General features: G+C 46.4%; 16 protein-coding genes and 7 tRNA genes. 7 read left to right on the plus strand and 16 right to left on the minus strand.

The features are described from left to right. Nucleotide 1: 1 nt before the first annotated feature. The 6 genes from secD to Q4Q50_RS14370 form a co-directional block, all read right to left on the minus strand. Nucleotides 2-1,816: a protein translocase subunit SecD gene (secD, locus tag Q4Q50_RS14345; RefSeq protein ID WP_311899869.1), complete on the minus strand. Its 1,815-nt coding sequence runs from the start codon at nucleotides 1,814-1,816 to the stop codon at nucleotides 2-4. 226 nt (nucleotides 1,817-2,042) lie between these two features. After that, the gene (locus tag Q4Q50_RS14350; protein ID WP_311899920.1) at nucleotides 2,043-2,651 is read right to left on the minus strand and encodes a hypothetical protein; all 609 of its coding nucleotides are present in this window, start codon (nucleotides 2,649-2,651) and stop codon (nucleotides 2,043-2,045) included. Between the two features lie 474 nt (nucleotides 2,652-3,125). Then, the gene (gene greA / locus Q4Q50_RS14355) at nucleotides 3,126-3,602 is read right to left on the minus strand and encodes a transcription elongation factor GreA (RefSeq protein WP_028761461.1); all 477 of its coding nucleotides are present in this window, start codon (nucleotides 3,600-3,602) and stop codon (nucleotides 3,126-3,128) included. A gap of 353 nt (nucleotides 3,603-3,955) precedes the next feature. After that, nucleotides 3,956-4,774 carry a DUF4198 domain-containing protein gene (locus Q4Q50_RS14360; protein WP_311899872.1) on the minus strand — a complete coding sequence of 273 codons (819 nt, stop codon included), beginning with the start codon at nucleotides 4,772-4,774 and terminating at the stop codon, nucleotides 3,956-3,958. 54 nt (nucleotides 4,775-4,828) lie between these two features. After that, nucleotides 4,829-5,341, minus strand: a complete 513-nt coding sequence (locus Q4Q50_RS14365) for a DUF2271 domain-containing protein (protein ID WP_259522251.1) — start codon at nucleotides 5,339-5,341, stop codon at nucleotides 4,829-4,831. Nucleotides 5,342-5,357: 16 nt separating this feature from the next. Further along, nucleotides 5,358-5,954 carry a PepSY-associated TM helix domain-containing protein gene (locus Q4Q50_RS14370; protein WP_311899875.1) on the minus strand — a complete coding sequence of 199 codons (597 nt, stop codon included), beginning with the start codon at nucleotides 5,952-5,954 and terminating at the stop codon, nucleotides 5,358-5,360. A 472-nt stretch (nucleotides 5,955-6,426) separates the two neighbouring features. On the opposite strand from Q4Q50_RS14370, the gene Q4Q50_RS14375 reads away from it, so the two are divergent. Further along, entirely contained in the window at nucleotides 6,427-7,149 is a 723-nt protein-coding gene (locus Q4Q50_RS14375) for an Ivy family c-type lysozyme inhibitor (RefSeq protein ID WP_311899922.1), read from the plus strand. A 491-nt stretch (nucleotides 7,150-7,640) separates the two neighbouring features. Here the strand turns inward: Q4Q50_RS14375 and Q4Q50_RS14380 are convergent. The 10 genes from Q4Q50_RS14380 to Q4Q50_RS14425 all read right to left on the minus strand — a co-directional run bounded on the left by Q4Q50_RS14380 (nucleotide 7,641) and on the right by Q4Q50_RS14425 (nucleotide 11,932). Continuing rightward, nucleotides 7,641-7,715 (minus strand) — tRNA-Gln (locus Q4Q50_RS14380). A gap of 41 nt (nucleotides 7,716-7,756) precedes the next feature. Beyond that, nucleotides 7,757-7,841: transfer RNA gene (locus Q4Q50_RS14385), tRNA-Leu, on the minus strand. A gap of 75 nt (nucleotides 7,842-7,916) precedes the next feature. Beyond that, nucleotides 7,917-7,993: transfer RNA gene (locus tag Q4Q50_RS14390), tRNA-Met, on the minus strand. 1 nt (nucleotide 7,994) lies between these two features. Then, nucleotides 7,995-8,069: transfer RNA gene (locus Q4Q50_RS14395), tRNA-Gln, on the minus strand. Nucleotides 8,070-8,093: 24 nt separating this feature from the next. Continuing rightward, nucleotides 8,094-8,168, minus strand: a tRNA-Gln gene (locus tag Q4Q50_RS14400). A 45-nt stretch (nucleotides 8,169-8,213) separates the two neighbouring features. Then, nucleotides 8,214-8,298 (minus strand) — tRNA-Leu (locus tag Q4Q50_RS14405). A gap of 95 nt (nucleotides 8,299-8,393) precedes the next feature. After that, nucleotides 8,394-8,470 (minus strand) — tRNA-Met (locus Q4Q50_RS14410). 208 nt (nucleotides 8,471-8,678) lie between these two features. Further along, nucleotides 8,679-9,770, minus strand: a complete 1,092-nt coding sequence (gene ychF / locus Q4Q50_RS14415; RefSeq protein WP_106651360.1) for a redox-regulated ATPase YchF — start codon at nucleotides 9,768-9,770, stop codon at nucleotides 8,679-8,681. Nucleotides 9,771-9,899: 129 nt separating this feature from the next. Then, nucleotides 9,900-10,487 (minus strand): aminoacyl-tRNA hydrolase, encoded by a 588-nt coding sequence (gene pth / locus Q4Q50_RS14420; RefSeq protein ID WP_106651361.1) that lies wholly within the window; start codon nucleotides 10,485-10,487, stop codon nucleotides 9,900-9,902. A gap of 152 nt (nucleotides 10,488-10,639) precedes the next feature. Continuing rightward, nucleotides 10,640-11,932, minus strand: a complete 1,293-nt coding sequence (locus Q4Q50_RS14425) for an FAD-dependent monooxygenase (protein ID WP_311899877.1) — start codon at nucleotides 11,930-11,932, stop codon at nucleotides 10,640-10,642. A gap of 418 nt (nucleotides 11,933-12,350) precedes the next feature. Here Q4Q50_RS14425 and Q4Q50_RS14430 point away from each other — a divergent pair, with 418 nt between their 5' ends. The 6 genes from Q4Q50_RS14430 (at nucleotide 12,351) to lnt (ending at nucleotide 18,477) form a co-directional block, all read left to right on the plus strand. Further along, nucleotides 12,351-12,758 (plus strand): hypothetical protein, encoded by a 408-nt coding sequence (locus Q4Q50_RS14430; protein WP_311899879.1) that lies wholly within the window; start codon nucleotides 12,351-12,353, stop codon nucleotides 12,756-12,758. A gap of 85 nt (nucleotides 12,759-12,843) precedes the next feature. Next, a complete protein-coding gene (gene miaB, locus Q4Q50_RS14435) occupies nucleotides 12,844-14,268 on the plus strand; it encodes a tRNA (N6-isopentenyl adenosine(37)-C2)-methylthiotransferase MiaB (RefSeq protein WP_006082739.1) in 1,425 nt (474 codons plus the stop codon). A 214-nt stretch (nucleotides 14,269-14,482) separates the two neighbouring features. Then, nucleotides 14,483-15,529 carry a PhoH family protein gene (locus Q4Q50_RS14440; protein ID WP_311899881.1) on the plus strand — a complete coding sequence of 349 codons (1,047 nt, stop codon included), beginning with the start codon at nucleotides 14,483-14,485 and terminating at the stop codon, nucleotides 15,527-15,529. Beyond that, nucleotides 15,519-15,980: an rRNA maturation RNase YbeY gene (gene ybeY, locus Q4Q50_RS14445; RefSeq protein WP_106651365.1), complete on the plus strand. Its 462-nt coding sequence runs from the start codon at nucleotides 15,519-15,521 to the stop codon at nucleotides 15,978-15,980. Before Q4Q50_RS14440 ends, ybeY begins: the two co-directional genes overlap by 11 nt. Nucleotides 15,981-16,020: 40 nt before the next feature. Next, on the plus strand, nucleotides 16,021-16,896 hold the full coding sequence (gene corC / locus Q4Q50_RS14450) for a CNNM family magnesium/cobalt transport protein CorC (RefSeq protein WP_006082742.1): 876 nt from the start codon (nucleotides 16,021-16,023) through the stop codon (nucleotides 16,894-16,896). A gap of 6 nt (nucleotides 16,897-16,902) precedes the next feature. Next, the gene (lnt, locus tag Q4Q50_RS14455; protein WP_311899883.1) at nucleotides 16,903-18,477 is read left to right on the plus strand and encodes an apolipoprotein N-acyltransferase; all 1,575 of its coding nucleotides are present in this window, start codon (nucleotides 16,903-16,905) and stop codon (nucleotides 18,475-18,477) included. Nucleotides 18,478-18,485 lie beyond the last annotated feature (8 nt).

Below are 18,485 nucleotides of genomic sequence, written 5' to 3' on the forward strand. Positions count from 1 at the left end.
CTTATACCCTCACATGACGACTAGCATCACGTCCGTAAACTAAGTTAATCAAGGCTCTTGAAGCAAAGATACCGGTAAACATGCTGGTCAGAAGACCTAGACCTAAGGTCAAGGCGAAACCTTGAATTGGGCCATTACCGATGGAATACAGCACGACAGCCGTGATCATAGTGGTGAAGTTAGCGTCGAAAATAGTCGAAAACGCACTATCAAACCCAGTATCAATTGCCAGCGCAAAACTGCGTCCTTCTTTTAACTTGTCTTTTATTCGCTCAAAAATCAGCACGTTGGTATCGACAGCCATACCGACTGTTAACACCAAGCCAGCAATACCGGGTAAGGTCAACACAGCACCAGGAATAAGCGCCAGTAGGCCGAACAAGATCACCATGTTCGAAATCAGCGCAATATTCGCCACCCAACCGAGACGACGATACCAAAGCGCCATAAACAACAAGGTAATGCCCATACCTAGACCAAGCGCTGCAAAACCGTTTTCAATGTTTTCAGCACCTAGCGTTGGGCCAATGGTGCGCTCTTCCACAATCGTTACTGGCGCCGTCATAGAGCCAGCTCGCAGTAACAAGGCTAATTGCTGCGCTTCTTGATAGGTGCCAGCACCTGTGATGCGAAAGCGATCGCCAAGCTGGGATTGAATGGTCGCGACGCTGATAATCTCTTGAGTTTGCTTGGCCTTACCTTGTTCATCACGACTGTACTCGCTGTAAGACGTCGCCATAGGTTTGCCGATATTGGATCGGGAAAACTCAGACATTTTCTGCCCGCCGACACGGTCGAGGTTAATGTTCACCTCGGCCATGCCCATCTCACCTAAACTCGCTCTGGCATCGACAATGTGATCGCCGCCCAGCACAGGCGTGCGGCCCACATAAATAGGCTTACCCGACTTGTCGTTAAGCACCATGGCATTAACAGAGCCTGACTCTTTCACCTCGAAAAAAGCCAGACTCGCTGTAGCACCAATGACGTTTTTCGCGGCTGCAGGATCTTGCACGCCAGGCAACTCAATCCGAATTCGATGCTCGCCTTGGCGCTGCACTAAGGCTTCAGTGATGCCGAGTTCTTCAATACGACTGCGCATAACTTGCAGGTTTTGCTGCACGGTCAAATTACGCAGCTTTGTTTGTTCCTCTTGGCTCAACTTAATCTGTAAACCCGCGCCATCGGCATTAGATAATTGCCAATTGGGATAAGACTGTTTCATCATCTGACGCACGACGGCGCGAGCGTCATTATCGGGCAAGGTCAGGTTTAACTGGCTAGCATGGTCTAAATAGACGCTGGCACCACGGATCTTCTGCTCACGGATAAATTGACGTAGCGAATCAACCAGCGCCTCTGCCTGAGTTTGATACACAGGCTCAACATCCACATCGAGTAAAAACTGCACACCACCACGTAAATCGAGCCCCAGTTTAATCGGCTGAAAACCTAAGTTTTGCAACCAACTTGGCGCCGCACTGGCAAGGGATAAGGTCAACTCCTTGGGCTCTTTGACCATAGACGAAACCAAGGTTTTGACTAAGGTTTGTTGGTTATCCTCATTGAGGACAATTAAGGTTTCACCATTCTTTTGGTCGATACGTTTTACCGTCACGCCTTCAGCTTGTAGCTTATATCGAAGGGCTACGGGCGTGAGTGTTAACCCAGCCTTAGCGCCTACTTGCACCGCGGCATCCTCACCATAAAATGTCGGCAAGGCACTGAATAACATCACTATGATGGTGACGATAAGCACTAAGTATTTCCAAGCTGAATAGTGATTTAGCAGCCGTTTATTGGGTTTTCTTTCCATGGGATTAACTCGCTATTTATCACCTAACTTTTGAGTCAAAGCTAAGCGAACATATTGATATCAGTCCGAAACCTATCATTGAGCACCAGCAAATTTAGCCAGTTAAACTCAAGTCATCACAGCGAATATAGCCGCGATAGAGATGGTTTCGGTGAGAACAAAAGTGCAATGGCATGCACGTTCAACGGGAGCGAACTCCAGTCGATAGCACACCTAAATAGATGGGTTAAGCGGCTTGCTGACTAAATCGATATTGAAGATTTGAGACTTTCCACCCGGAAATTCGGGCTGGGGAAGATACAGCTGAAAGCGTCCAGTCGGATGTGATATCCAGAACGCTAGGTTCAACGACATCGGGTGTCGGTTCGGCAGTAAAGTCTACTGCGAGTACATAGACCGGCTTCACCTCACGCACATCGTGTTGGGCAAGACTAATAAAGCGCGGCGAATTGATTGGGGCAAAATTTAAGTCGTCCGAATGACTCACGTAATCTGAGCTTGGACAAGGTGTTGGCTGGGATGCTGAGTCTGAGCTGGCACCATGGACATCATGGCTACTCAACGAGCCGCAGCTTTCAACGGTTTGCGCATCAGAATGTGAATTCGATTGAGCAATAGCATCGGGCAAACTTTGAGATTCAGCGCTTGGCTCTGCATCGGGAGTTGAACTATCAGGACTTACAGTGTGCATCTGGGCAGTTTGTTTTAGAGCCGCTTTCTTAAGATTTGTATGTGTCTGAATATAATGATGACTTGTATTACTGCGTTGTACTGAGGTTTTTGGCGTATAGCTAGCCGAGTGCGCAATCAGCATGATCGCCACGCAAACTAACATCAATCCCGTACGCCAGTGTTTTACCAAAGCGTGCCCTCTTATTAAAACGAAAAATAACCCCATTCATGCTTAGCATTTGCTATTTAACGTTAGGGTCTAAAATAAAACTCGTGCTAAATCAATTACACAATACCGAGTTAATTCTGATAAAACTTTCTGATTAAGCTCTAGAGTTGCAGCTTAAGTAAAAGTGCAGCAAGAGACAAATTAATCTTTATCCATCTTTCGAGTTCAACCCTGAAGCGCGTTCTCAATCCATAGCTAAATCTTAAATTCATAGCTAAATCTTAAATCCATAGCTACATCTTAAATCCATAGCTACATCTTAAATTCACATGCAAAACTCAATCTCTAAACATGCATGCCAACTGGATTTACAGATAACAAAAAACCGCCCTAGGGCGGTTTTAGAACGAGCACAAATCATACTCTCGGCACGACTTAGCAGACTCTATAGCTAAATCGATTCGCTGATTATAAATACTGTACTGAGATGATTTCGTAATCTGTCATGCCACCAGGCGTGGTAATCGACACTTCATCACCTTCATTTTTACCCACTAAGCCACGGGCTATCGGTGAGTTAACTGAAATCAGGTTTTCTTTAATATTCGCTTCATCATCGCCGACTATGCGATAAGTCACTTCAACGTCAGTATCGAGATTTAAAATAGTTACAGTGGCGCCAAAAATGATACGACCGTTGTTCACCATCTTAGTGACATCGATAATTTGCGCGTTAGATAACTTACCCTCAATATCACGGATACGTGCTTCACAAATACCTTGTTCCTCACGAGCCGCATGGTATTCCGCGTTTTCTTTCAGGTCACCTAACTCTCTCGCTGAAGCAATGGCTTCAGTGATCTTAGGGCGACGGTCAAACTTTAGAATATCTAACTCTTTACGCAGCTGCTCTGCACCGACAACTGTCATAGGAACCTTAGTCATAACTTCTTTCGTCTCCTTTAAAACAAAAGCAACCCGTGCCAACGCTAAGGTCAACACAGTCAAATGAGGGTGGAATTGCGCTATTCTAATCGTTATGCGCCTTTGATGCATCAAGAACAATGCATTGACGCAGCTTACCCAACCTTAAGCGGAGTTACCAGCAATGAAATCTAAATCCGCGAGCCAGATAGGATCATTGTGGTGACATTGATAAAAAGCCGTATAGATAAAGGGAGGCTGAATACAAAAATGCCCACTCGACGTTGCGGCTGTGGGCATTTAACTATGAAGGCTAACTCATTAATAACACTCAACCATTTATAACGCTTAGTCACTTAAGCGGAAAATGAATCCTATTCAAGCCCAGCTTCAAACGTAAGGAAAATCTCACTAACGGTTTTATCGGCAAGGGAAGTGTCTGAGTTTGGACGTTCAATAGATGCATGTAAAAGATAACGTCCCGCCGCTGGCAAGGTCATGGCCACGTTACCGTCTTTATCTGAGGTTAAGGCGATTTCTTCAGGCTTGTTTCGGTATAAACTGCCGTCTTTCATAATCGCAACACTGACGCCTGCCACGGGTTTACCATCATAAACAAACTGCAATGTGGCGGGTTCATTTTCAACGATATCGGCAGGATGGGTCACAGGGACTAATTCCAAATACTCACCCTTAGGAGCCAAAACCTTATCTGTCGGCTTATTTCGCGTCACGTAGGTTTCCACTCGCGATACATTTAAAGAACCTTCTAATTCTGAGGCACCTTTAGGCATGACTGCGGCGGTTGCATTTTTATCTAAACGACTACGAACAAAACCTTCTTTGCCTTTTACTTTATAGCGGGAGAAGTAGCGCGGCGTGACTTCTTTCTCGAACTTATAGGTGCCATCTTGCAGCAATTGCACGTCAAATACCGACTTACGGCCGCCGGTATAACTTGAGCTTGGAGAGCTTGACTCACCATTGGGCAATAACACACGTACATCACTGGCACTGAAAGGTTTATCCATCATAAACACTTGATTACTAGCAGACACATCAGAGGTTATCCACACGGCTTCTTGGCTTTCGGCCGAAACGTTAAAGTGGCTAGGTAAAATCCATCTGTCGTGGCTGCTTGCCAACGGGCTAATACAAAGTGTGCTAAGTAATGCAATAAGACGTAATTTCATGCCTTTTCCTTAAGTTTAACGAGTAATGTACGGGCAATATATTCAGTAGCAGGCTCAGCGAGCCATGCCACTTAAGCGTATGTCGATAACGCCGGTTTCAGTGGTGGCGGGTAACTGCACTGAGAAGTCCCCCGCAGCTAAATCGATGTTTTGTCGCACGAGATCGCGACCGCCATGCTCACGCACCACTTCAATAAACACAGTGTAACGAGCAGGTTCCAGCGCTTTGCCTGCCTCATCTTTTAAATCCCAATCGATTTTGTAATGACCTGCAGGACGTGTGGCAGATGCAATACCATCAACAAAACTCATATCGTCACGACCCGCTTTACGCCACCAACGACGGATGTCTTTAAGCCATTTATGGCCTTCATCCCAAACCCAAAGGCTTAAGGTTTTTACCGGTTGCCCTTGGGTATTTTCAACCCACACAGCCACATAAGGTCTGTGATATTGGCCTTCGGTAATTTCAGGTAAAGTTAAATCAACAGTCATTTGCGGCGCCGCAAACGCAGCAGAACTCACAAACAAAGCACTCGCCGCAATGGTACGAATAAGATGACGCATACTCGGCCTACACTCCTTATGGAACGAAATAAACATACACAAGTCCGCAACTACCGCTGACAAGTACCATGTATAACAATGACTTTTTGAGGCGCTTGGTTTGAGGCAATAATAAGTAAGCCCCAGTAAGCGAAAATAAAATAATCAGCACGGCGCTAAGATCGAGTATCCAAGCCCATGCAGTGCCTGTGTTACGGCCCTTATGCAAATCATTCACTACGGCTACGACACCGTACTCTAAGGTTTCGACATAGGCTTGGCCATCGAGTAGGTCCAACGTCAGGCTGCGGTAAGTGCCGGGCCCTTTGCTGACTAAGCTAATTTCGTCTTCATCTATATCGGCAGTAGCCATATCCATAGCCCATTCACTTTTCAGCCAATGGCCCGTTGCCAAACGCCACTGCGCATCTTGAGTATCGACGGGTAATAAATAGGCAGGAATGGGCACTTGCTCCCGTTTAGGTTCCTGATCTGTTTGAGAAAACCAATTAGGGTGATTTAACGTTATGCCTGTCAACGCAAAAAACAGCATCAGCAACAACAACGCCATAGATACATATACATGGATAATTCGAGCAAAGAACAAAGACGACTTACTGACTCTTAATTTCAATGGTGCACTCTCAAAAGCAACCCGAAGAGAAATGCCTCTAGAATTGGCTTTCCCTATGCAGCCTAAGACTGAAATGAGCTGCATTAAACTAATTTAATGTGCGAGATTAAATGAGATCGATTATCAAATAGAACAAAGTTTACAAACTTTACATATTCAATACTGAAAAAGAAGCTGAAATATAGAATTGAAAAATAAGACTGAAAAAATAAACCGCTTACAGGCAAATCTGCATTTAACACTCAAAAGCCATTATCTTTGATTAAATTAGCAGCAAGTTATTTACGGTATCAGCTGTAAATATTCATTAGATTCATATAGATAAAATCCAACATTCACGCTAACTTTTTGGCATAAAATTTACTTTACGCCCCCTCTCGTTTACCTCATGCCAATCGGCTACAATCCGCCGCCGGCGACTTGCTGGTACTCCCAAGGAAATATCATCTTGAGTACATCTCTGCTCAAAAAAATGCGCTGCCTGCATATTCTGTGGCTCGCGTTAATGCTCAACGCCTGTGTTGCTCCACTTTTATTAATGTCGCCCCAAGGTCAATTGATGTGGGCCTTGCTCAAGCCCCTTGTCGGTTTAGATCCAAATGATGTCGGCTTATTCGAACAGCCACTCATTAAGAACCGTATGCAGGAATTGCTGGGTAAAAATTACGATACTACCCTGTCGCTGCTAAAAACGGCCGACAAGATCCAGCAGGAAGGTCCACTCATCTATTTAGTGTCAACTTATACTCCTGTACCTGAGATGGCAGAAAAAGCCGGTCTGGTTTGGAACTCGGACACCAACCAAATGGCAGTCATGCTAATGAAAGGCGGCGCGCCCTCAGTGTTCTCTGAGCAATTTAGTAATCAAGCGCAAAAGCTGGTCCCAAGCTGGCCGAAGGAATTAGCCGACTATACCGATCCGCAGAAGTTACAACAAAAAGCCTTAGATGCGGGCGCGAATCAAGTTCAGCAACAGTTAGCAGTGCCTAATGCCGTCAAAGCGGTTGCCACGGGTGAGGTTAACGCGGTTCAAAGTGCTGTCACTGAGCATGCTGTATTGCCAGCAACTATCACTGATGCGGCAGCAAAAGTAGCCACACCAGCAATGCCAGCGGTTCCAGCGGTTCCAGCGGTTCCAGCGGTTCCAGCGGAAATAAAATCGCTGCCTGTCGTGCCAGAAGTCAAAAAGCAATAACACAGATCACCACAGTGCCTAATCAACTGGCACTGTGGTATTCACTGTCGTCTTATAAAGTGCCAATTCCCCAGTTCGACATTCTGATCCAAGCCCAGCTTCTTATGCCTGCTATTATGCTAGTGCTTATGTTGGCTCTTATACTCACTCAAAGATTAGTTGTGCTTGCTAACTCTAAGCTTCACTCCACTCTCTGAATCCCAGAACTAAACAGATAAGGCTTATTCAGCTTGCTGACGACTTAAAATCCAATACATCATTATTGAGTTACCCAACCTATAAACGGCTTGATAAAAACAAACGACAGAAATTCAAGCCAGCTATAGCAAGGACATTGATAGAAAAGGGAAAAGGGAAATGCTAAACGAAGAAAGCGAAAGAAACCAAACTGCGAATAATGCGAAAGCAGATAGAGAGTGAAAACGATTAGTAAGGATATAGTGAAAAACCAGAAAGCAAAAAGCCTGTCCGAAGACAGGCTTTTTAATTTTTGGCTGGGGTACAAGGATTCGAACCTTGGAATGCCGAGATCAAAACCCGGTGCCTTACCACTTGGCGATACCCCAATAAACTGTGTTTAATCTTCTTTCTGAAGATTGCATTTTGATGGTACGGGAAGAGAGACTTGAACTCTCACACCTCGCGGCACCAGAACCTAAATCTGGCGTGTCTACCAATTTCACCATTCCCGCATCAAAATGTACCAAAATTGTTTGTTCAACAGCTTTGGATTTTTCTCTGATAAATCACTTTAACAGAGTTAAATATGGTAGCAATGGCGGGACTTGAACCTGCGACCCCAGCATTATGAGTGCTGTGCTCTAACCAGCTGAGCTACATTGCCATGGCTGGGGTACAAGGATTCGAACCTTGGAATGCCGAGATCAAAACCCGGTGCCTTACCACTTGGCGATACCCCAATCAACTTGGAAACTGAGAAAAAATGGCTGGGGTACAAGGATTCGAACCTTGGAATGCCGAGATCAAAACCCGGTGCCTTACCACTTGGCGATACCCCAACTAACTCTGTTTCAAACATCCGCTATCGCCGATGTTTCTAAAAATGGTACGGGAAGAGAGACTTGAACTCTCACACCTTGCGGCACCAGAACCTAAATCTGGCGTGTCTACCAATTTCACCATTCCCGCACAGCTTCGTGTTTACATCTTGAAGAGATGCTAGCAATCAATGCTAGAGTAAAATCGCCGTCTATTTTATATAAGAATATGCTTCTTAAATAAAATGGTAGCAATGGCGGGACTTGAACCTGCGACCCCAGCATTATGAGTGCTGTGCTCTAACCAGCTGAGCTACATTGCCACTTCGATATTACGCGCCCCTCTCAGCGAGGAACGGGGCGTATTATGCTTATTCGAGGTATCGAGGTCAACAGCTTTTTTTCGCTATTTCCCTTAGGTTAAGCTGTTCGGCTATTACTTCACCAAACTGAGCAACAGATGTGCTAAATAACACACTGTTACTCGTACTTAGCTTAATTTATCAAGGTTTAGGGCTTGTCTAATCCTAGTTATACGTTAAACAAGAAATGCATCACATCGCCATCTTTAACGATATAGGTTTTGCCTTCCACACGTAACTTACCGGCTTCTTTCGCGCCCGCTTCACCTTTGTGAGCGATAAAGTCATCAAATGCCATCACTTGAGCACGGATAAAACCACGTTCAAAATCGGTGTGAATCACGCCTGCCGCTTGCGGGGCACTCGCACCGACTGGCACAGTCCAAGCACGCACTTCTTTCACGCCTGCGGTGAAATAGGTTTGCAAATTCAGTAATTGATAACCAGCACGGATAACGCGATCTAAACCAGGCTCTTCGATACCCAGATCAGCCATAAACTCATCGCGATCTGAGATGTCCATTTCAGCTAATTCAGATTCAATCGCGGCGCACACAGCAACAACGATAGCGTTTTCTGTGGCAGCAATAGCGCGAACAGCGTCTAAGTGTGGGTTATTCTCAAAACCATCTTCCGCCACGTTAGCAATATACATGGTCGGCTTTAAGGTTAAAAAGTTAAGGTAAGCAACGGCTTCCAGTTCTTCTTTAGATAATTCCATTGAACGCAGCATTTTCGCTTCGTCTAAAATTGGACGCATTTTTTCTAATACTTCCACTTCAAACTTAGCGTCTTTATCACCGCCTTTAGCACGTTTTTGCTGGCGTTGAACCGCGCGCTCTAAGCTGTCTAAGTCAGCTAAGGCTAATTCAGTGTTAATCACTTCGATATCGCCAGCGGGATCAACCTTGTTAGCAACGTGAACAATATTGTCATCATCGAAACAGCGTACTACGTGACCAATGGCATCGGTTTCACGGATGTTAGCAAGGAACTTGTTACCTAAACCTTCGCCTTTAGATGCACCAGCCACAAGACCCGCGATATCCACGAATTCCATAGTGGTCGGTAATATACGTTGTGGATTCACAATCGCAGCTAACGCATCCAGACGTGGATCCGGCACAGGTACAACACCCGTGTTAGGTTCAATGGTACAAAACGGGAAGTTAGCCGCTTCGATGCCAGCCTTAGTTAACGCATTAAAAAGCGTTGATTTACCAACGTTAGGAAGACCAACAATGCCGCATTTAAAACCCATATGCTTACCTTTCTCTCGATTATTGGCTAACGAGTCACACTCATCAGCGAGGTTTAGTCGTCCTGCCCTATGGCAGCACATTACTGAATAATTAAATCACTTTATACTTGGGTCTCGCCAAAGCAAAACCTACTCCGCTTTAAAGGAGTGTAATCTGTTCATGGCTTTCACCATGTCTTGCTTAAACAAAATCTCTGTACAACGCACAGCTTCATCTATCGCCGCATCAATAAGCTCTTGCTCTTTGGCAGGTGCTTTGCCTAGTACGTAACCACTGACTTGGTTTTTATCGCCGGGATGACCGATACCTAAGCGTAAACGGTAGAAATTTTTATCGTTAGCCAGTTTAGCAATAATATCTTTCAAACCATTGTGGCCGCCATGACCCCCACCGAGCTTGAACTTGGCAACGCCAGGCGGCAAATCGAGTTCATCGTGAGCGACCAGAATCTCTTCCGGTGTGATACGAAAAAAGTTCGCCAAAGCACCGACGGCTTTACCACTTAGATTCATATAAGTCGTCGGGATCAACAAGCGGACATCTTTTCCGTGCAATACGGCTCTGGCGGTCAAGCCAAAATACTTACTGTCGGCCACTAAAGTCACGCCGCAAATTCGAGCCAACTCTAGTACGTACCAAGCCCCCGCATTATGGCGAGTGTGCGCATATTCAGCACCAGGGTTAGCCAGGCCAACTATTAATTTTATTTCGCTCATGACACTCAATATCGTTATTTCGTCGATGGCAGCCGCGCAAAGCGCCGACTGAACTGACCATAGCTGCTAAAAACGCGGCATTTTAGCACTCAAAGCCCAAGTCAACAAATGCCACGTCATCACACTGAGTCAGAACGCAGAACAACTCAGGATTAATTAAGCCCCATTGCATATTTAAGGACGGTATTTTTGATCGGAGAATTGATGTTTGCCAACTTTAACGCACCATTACGCAGCAGCTTTAACGGCAGGATATCGTTGCTAAAACCTGCGTAAAACAAATCCATCGCCGTCATCATCAGTTGGTTGTCGCGATAGCGTTTGCGCTGATATTGGGCAAGCACTTCATTCGACCACCAGATATTATCTTGGGCTAATGCATCCTTGATGACCGCCAAAAAAGCTTCAACATCCTTAAACCCAAGGTTCACCCCTTGGCCTGCGAGCGGGTTAATCGTGTGGGCGGCGTCCCCTAAAATCACCACGTTCTGACTATAATAACGCTGCGCATGGCGACGAGTCAGGCCAAAACTGCCTTTATTCTCAACGGTGAAATCGGCATCTAAGCGCGCAGGGAAATGCAAACGTATCTGTTCGGCCAACTGTTTGTTGTTAAGCTGCATTAACTGTTTTATTCGGTTGGCGTCGTCGTACCACACCAGCGACGCGTTGTTGCCGGGCAGAGGTAATAATGAACGCGGTCCTTTAGGCGTAAACTGTTGCCAAGTGACATCTTGCTGGCCCTGTGCGGTGTTGATATTGATCAGCATCGCCGATTGAGCGTAATCCCAACCTGAAATCCCAATCCCCGCCCATTGGCGTACCTGTGAGTGCGCACCATCGGCACCGACCAATAACTTAGCGTTAAGTTTACTATTCGATTGTAAGTGCACACTGACGCTATCACTATCACGGGCAAATGCCACCACTTTATCTGGGCAATATAAGGTGATGCCAGCCAATTGCGCCATCTGTTGCCACAGGGCAAGTTGGATTAAACGGTTTTCAACTATATGACCTAAATGACTAGCGCCAATTTGCGAGCTGTGGAATTGGGTGATGCAGCCATCAAGCTCCCAAGTTTCTAAGCCAAGATAAGGCACATTGCGCATTTTCAGCAGTGAGTCCAAGGCGCCAAGACGTTCAAGCAGCGTTTCAGAGGCCACACTGATGGCCGAGACTCGCACATCTAACGGCTGCTCGGCTTGATAAGCCTCTGGCGCAAATGATTCAATCACCGCCACTTGCAAGCCCTGCAGGGCTAATCCAATTGCTGTCGCCGCACCGACCATACCGCCGCCGACGAGAATGACATCGAACTCAGTGCCTTTAACATGAGTGCCTTTAACATGAGTGACGTCTGAATGAATCACATCAACATGAGTCACGTCAGAATGAGTTGTATCAGATGTCATCGGTGCACTTGCTTCATCAATTTGGCTCATCTTACTTACCACCTTAGTTACCACCTTTATTGCCATGTTTATTGCTGCCCAAGCGACGTCTTTACACTATCTATGCGCAAGTCTATGCGCCAGCTATTTTACCCAGACAGCATTGGCTAAACCTATGTAGGAGATAGCCACGAACTTTGTATCAAAAGTATGTCTCTTAGCACTCAAACGTGAGCAAATGTTGCTATCAGCCCGTCTGCTCACAGTTGCTTACAAAGACAAGACTTACCCGTTTCAACACTGACTAAACTCAAGTGGCACGGGCATCATAGCCAAAATCACTTAATCGCGATTTTGTGATTTGGCTGGCGTTATCCGTGCTGAACACTCTCACTTAACTAGCACCCAGCCCTAAGCCGTATTGGACGAGTTAACAAGTGAATCCACCGTATAAATTAGCGAGGATGTCATGAAAACACTGACTCTTTTACCCATAGCCAGCCGCTTATTAATTTGCAGCGCACTTACACAAGGCACAGTATTTACATTGGGCACGGCACTCATATTAGGCATTGCACCGCTAGGCCAAGCCATCGCGGCTAGCTCAGCAACTAACTCAGTCGCGAGCCCAAACATTGAAACCATCACAGTGACCTATCGCGATCCGCTCGATTATGCCTTATATCAACATACCACGGAAATGTTGAGCGCATTTCGACTAGAAATTCGTGAAGACATCGGCATCCAAGCGCGTAATAGCTTGATGGAAATGGCCAAAGCTCAGCATGTTAACCGTCTTAACCTCGCCCAAGTACAAGCGAGTAATAAAAACCTAGCATTTGTATGGGTATCGCCCTCAGCAAAAGCCAATCGGTAAAAGTGTGGACAAAGCTGGTCAGCAGCCATAACAGCAGGTAAAATGTCGCGCTATTTTTATTGGTCATCTTAGGGCGACACAACTGATGAGTAAGAAACTCCATATCAAGACTTGGGGCTGTCAAATGAATGAGTATGACTCATCCAAGATGGCTGATCTGTTAGGCGAATACCAAGGTTATACCTTGACTGAAGAAGCGTCTGAGGCAGACATTCTCCTGCTGAACACTTGTTCAATTCGTGAAAAAGCGCAGGAAAAAGTGTTCCATCAGCTAGGACGCTGGAAGACGCTTAAAGATAAAAATCCCAATTTGATTATTGGCGTGGGCGGCTGCGTTGCTTCACAAGAAGGCAAAGCGATTAAAGACAGAGCCCAATGTGTCGACATTATTTTTGGCCCACAAACGTTGCACCGTCTGCCCGAGATGATCGAGCAAGTGCGCCGTGGTGACAAAGCGGTTATCGATATCAGCTTCCCTGAAATCGAAAAATTCGACCGTCTGCCAGAGCCACGCGCCGAAGGCCCAACCGCGTTTGTGTCTATCATGGAAGGTTGTAGCAAATACTGCTCGTTCTGTGTAGTGCCTTATACTCGCGGCGAAGAAGTCAGCCGTCCATCGGACGACATCATCCTTGAAATCGCCCAATTGGCGGAGCAAGGTGTGCGCGAAGTGAACCTGCTAGGCCAAAACGTGAATGCCTATCGCGGCGCAACTCACGATGGCGCTATCTGTACCTTTGCGGAATTACTGCGTTTCGTGGCAGCCATCGACGGTATCGACCGTATTCGCTTCACGACCAGTCACCCGATTGAATTTACACAAGATATTATCGACGTTTACGAAGATACCCCAGAGCTAGTGAGCTTCTTACACTTGCCAGTGCAATCGGGTTCTGACCGTATTCTCACGGCGATGAAGCGCGGCCACATGGCGATTGAATATAAGTCAATTATCCGCCGCCTGCGTAAAGCCCGTGAAGGCATTCAAATCAGCTCAGACTTTATCATTGGCTTCCCAGGCGAAACCAAAGAAGACTTTGCCGATACTATGAAATTAATTGAAGACATAGGTTTCGACCACAGCTTTAGCTTTATCTATAGCGCACGTCCGGGCACGCCAGCGGCGGATTTACCCGATAACGTCGATATGGAAGAGAAAAAGCAACGTCTCGCGATTCTGCAAGACCGCATCACCCAGCAAGCCATGCGCTACAGCCGCCACATGATGGGCACAGTGCAACGTATTCTGGTTGAAGGTCCATCGGTGAAAAACCCAATGGAACTGCGTGGCCGTACTGAGAACAACCGAGTGGTGAACTTCGAAGGTCAGCCAAAACACATTGGTACTTTCGTAGATGTCGAAATCGTCGACGTATACACTAACTCACTGCGCGGTGTCTTTATCCGCGGCGAAGATGAAATGGATCTACGTCGTAGCCTGCGTCCGGCTGAAATTCTGGCCAAGCGCAAACAAGATGATGAACTGGGTGTGACTCAATTTAAGCCATAAGCTTTAAATCGGCTTAAACAGTACCCATATCAGTACACATATAAAGAAGGGCGACTTAGTCGCCCTTTTGCTTTCACGCACTTTTGTTTAAGTCTACCGAGGCAATTGCTATTTTCCGTTAGCAATTATCGGCTATGGCTCGTAAACTGAAATTATCTTGCGATGGTTAACCAACCTCGTACCTTACTTTCTTATTCGCTATTGGGAGTGCTATTTGTCCAGTAAATTAACTACCATGAATCTGTATCTCGAACCCGCAGAAACCCGCCGTTTGGCTTCACTGTGCGGTCCATTCGATGACAATATCAAGCAGATAGAACGTCGCGTTGGCGTTGAAATCGTCCGCAAGAACAATCATTTCCAGATCACCGGACTGCCACGCAATTGTTTAAGCGTCAACAACTTACTCAAAGAGCTCTATATCGAGACCCAAACGGTCAAAGGCAGCACGCCCGATCTTGAGCCTGAACAAGTCCATATCGCCATTCAAGAAGCCATCGCCCTAGAGCAAGAAGATGTGAGCGACGACAGCAGCATTAATATCAAAACCCGCCGTGGCGTCATTAAGCCACGCAATCCGAATCAAAGCTTATATGTGGCCAATATTGTGCGCCACGACATTACCTTTGGTATCGGCCCTGCGGGAACCGGCAAAACCTACCTTGCGGTAGCAGCGGCAGTGGATGCGTTAGAGCGCCAAGAGGTACGCCGTATTTTGCTGACTCGCCCAGCGGTGGAAGCGGGTGAAAAACTCGGTTTCTTACCCGGTGATTTAAGTCAAAAGGTCGACCCTTATTTACGTCCACTCTATGACGCACTTTTCGAAATGCTCGGCTTTGAAAAAGTGGAACGCTTAATTGAGAAAAACGTCATCGAAGTGGCGCCGCTTGCCTATATGCGCGGCCGTACCTTGAACGATGCTTTTATTATTCTCGATGAAAGCCAAAACACCACAATCGAGCAAATGAAGATGTTCCTTACCCGTATCGGCTTTAATTCCCGCGCGGTGATCACAGGCGACATCACCCAAACCGACTTGCCTAAACATCAAAAGTCCGGCCTACGCCACGCGATTGAAGTGTTAAGCCAAGTAGACGAAATCAGCTTTAACTTTTTCGTCTCCCAAGACGTCGTGCGCCATCCTGTGGTTGCTCGTATCGTCGAAGCCTATGAGGCATTTGATTTAAAAGAGCAAACCTTAAAGGCTAAGAAAGAAAGCCAATACCAGAAACAACAGGAAGCCGCAGCACATGAGTCTTGATTTAGCCTTAGATATTCAACATGCCACCGCCTGCGACGGGTTGCCAACGGACGAACAATTTGCCCTTTGGGTCACAACCGCGATTGGCAATAGCATGGATGAAGCTGAATTAACCATACGTATCGTCGACAGCCGTGAGAGTCAGATGCTCAATAGCACCTACCGCGGCAAAGACAAACCGACCAATGTGCTGTCATTTCCCTTTGAGGCACCGCCAGAAATTGAACTTCCTTTACTCGGAGATCTTGTCATTTGCGCGGCAGTCGTTGAAAATGAAGCCCGTGAACAACATAAAACCTTAGAAGCGCACTGGGCACACATGGTTGTACATGGTTGCTTGCATCTGCTAGGGTATGATCACATCGAAGATGAAGAAGCTGAAGAGATGGAGTCGTTAGAGACCCAACTCATTGAAGGCTTAGGCTTTACTGACCCATATAAGGAACAATAGTTAGCTAAGATAATCCCTATCAAAAGCTAATGAGAAAACTATGAGTGACGATATCCCCCCGAGTACGAACGCCCACAAGAAAGGTTGGTTTGATAGAGTAAGTCAGCTATTTCAGGGCGAACCTCAAAATCGCGAAGATTTAGTCGATGTGATTGATGGTGCAGAACAGCGCGATCTGATCACTCAAGACACCCGCGAGATGATAAAAGGTGTATTAGACGTTTCTGATATGCGTGTTCGGGATATCATGATCCCAAGAGCTCAAATTGTCGCCCTCCAGATAGACAACTCGGTCGAAGAATTACTCGCCACAGTGATTGGTTCAGGTCACTCGCGCTTCCCCGTCGTTAACGAAGATAAAGACCATATCGAAGGCATTTTGCTTGCTAAAGATTTGATCCCTTACGGTTTCTCCAACAGTGATGAGCCCTTCTCACTGGACCGCGTGATCCGTCCTGCTGTGGTTGTACCCGAAAGCAAACGCGTCGATGTATTGTTAAAAGAATTCCGCTCACAGCGCTACCATATGGCGATTGTGGTCGATGAATACGGCGGTGTGTCAGGTCTGGTGACTATCGAAGATATTTTGGAAGAAATTGTCGGTGAGATTGAAGACGAATTCGACCACGATAGCACAGAAGAAACCGAGATCCGCAAAGTCGGCAACACGGTTTATATGGTTAAGGCCTTGACGCCAATTGAAGATTTCAACGAAGAATTCAATACTGAATTCAGCGATGAAGAGTTTGATACCGTCGGTGGCTTAGTCTCACACGCCTTTGGCCATCTGCCAGAACGCAACGAGAGCATCATAATTGAAGGCATTGAATTTAAAGTTATCAATGCTGACACAAGGCGTTTAATCCAACTCAGAGTTAAACTCCCCGATCCTAATACTGGCGAAGACGTAGAATAATCACTCGTGCTAAAACAAATCCGGGCTTTTGCCCAACAAAAGTCCCGACCTAGTGCTTTGAGACTCGTACTGGCATTTGCCCTTGGCGCCAGTACGGCGCTTTCATTTGCGCCCTATTCCATTTGGATAATCTATCCGTTTGCCATGGCGATTGCCCTCTGGCATAGCCGAGCGCTTGGCGCTAAGGCAAGCTTTTACTATTGGTTAAGCTTTGGATTTGGCTGTTTTGCCGTAGGGATCAGCTGGGTACATGTGAGTATGGATACCTTTGGTGGTATGCCGCTCATCGCCTCCGTTGGCTTGATGGCCTTGTTGGCTTTGTACTTAGCCTTATATCCGGCACTAACAGGTTTAGCGCTGGCTTGGTTAACTAAAACGCTCAGTAAAAATGGCGAAACCACGTTTAGCCTTTGGCGTAATCTCGCCCTGTTCCCCGCCCTGTGGACCTTGACCGAATGGGCTCGTGGCTGGGTGATGACAGGTTTCCCCTGGTTATGGGCCGGTTACTCGCAAACCCAAGGGCCGCTAAAACCCCTTGCCAGTATTATAGGCGCACTCGGGTTAAGCTTTGTGCTGGCCATGCTAGCAGGTGCATTAGCCCTTTGTTTTACTAAGCGTTATAAGAGTTTACTGCTTTTATTGCCACTCAGTATTCTGGCAGTTTGGGCTGCACCTAAGGTTTCCGACATTCATCCTACGGGTGAAAATGTTAAAGTGGCACTGGTGCAAGGCAATATTCCCCAAAGCATGAAGTGGGAACCCGACGCCCTGTGGCCGACCCTATTAAAATACATGGATTTATCCCGCGAACATTTTGATGCCGATATCATTATTTGGCCAGAAGCGGCAGTTCCCGCGCCAGAATCTATGGTGCAGGACTTTTTAGATAACGCCAATAAAGTCGCCAATCTAAACCATACCTCAATCATCACTGGCATTATTAGCCATCAAAATAATGAGTTTTATAATTCATTGATTGTGCTTGGTAATCATAATCAGAAACAACAAGCTGGCCCTGACTATGAGGGCGATGGCAGCAATCAATTTAAGAAACATCATCTGTTGCCGATTGGCGAGTTTGTGCCCTTTGAAGCGCTGCTGCGCCCGATTGCGCCTTTCTTTAATTTGCCTATGTCCTCCTTTGCTAGAGGCGAATATCAACAGCCAAATCTAAGTGCCCTAGGCCATAAAATCGCGCCCGCCATTTGTTATGAAATTGCCTTCCCAGAGCAATTACGCGACAGCGTTAATCAAGGGACAGATATACTGTTAACTGTCTCTAACGATGCTTGGTTTGGTAGTTCAAACGGCCCATTACAACATATGGAAATCGCCCAAATGCGCGCAATTGAATTGGGCCGCCCTCTATTGCGGGCAACCAACAATGGCGTGACTGCGGTAGTCGATGAACATGGCAATATCACAGCATCCTTACCCCAGTTTGAAACCGGCGTGCTAAGCGCAACCATTCCCTTGGTAACAGGCCAAACTTGGTTCGCAAAATTAGGCCAAACTCCCCTGCTACTGCTGTGTAGCTTACTGGTATTACTCGGCTTTGGCCGACGTGTAAAAGCGCAATAGGATCGAGA

It is taken from the genome of Shewanella scandinavica (assembly GCF_031932065.1).
GTDB lineage: Bacteria > Pseudomonadota > Gammaproteobacteria > Enterobacterales > Shewanellaceae > Shewanella > Shewanella baltica.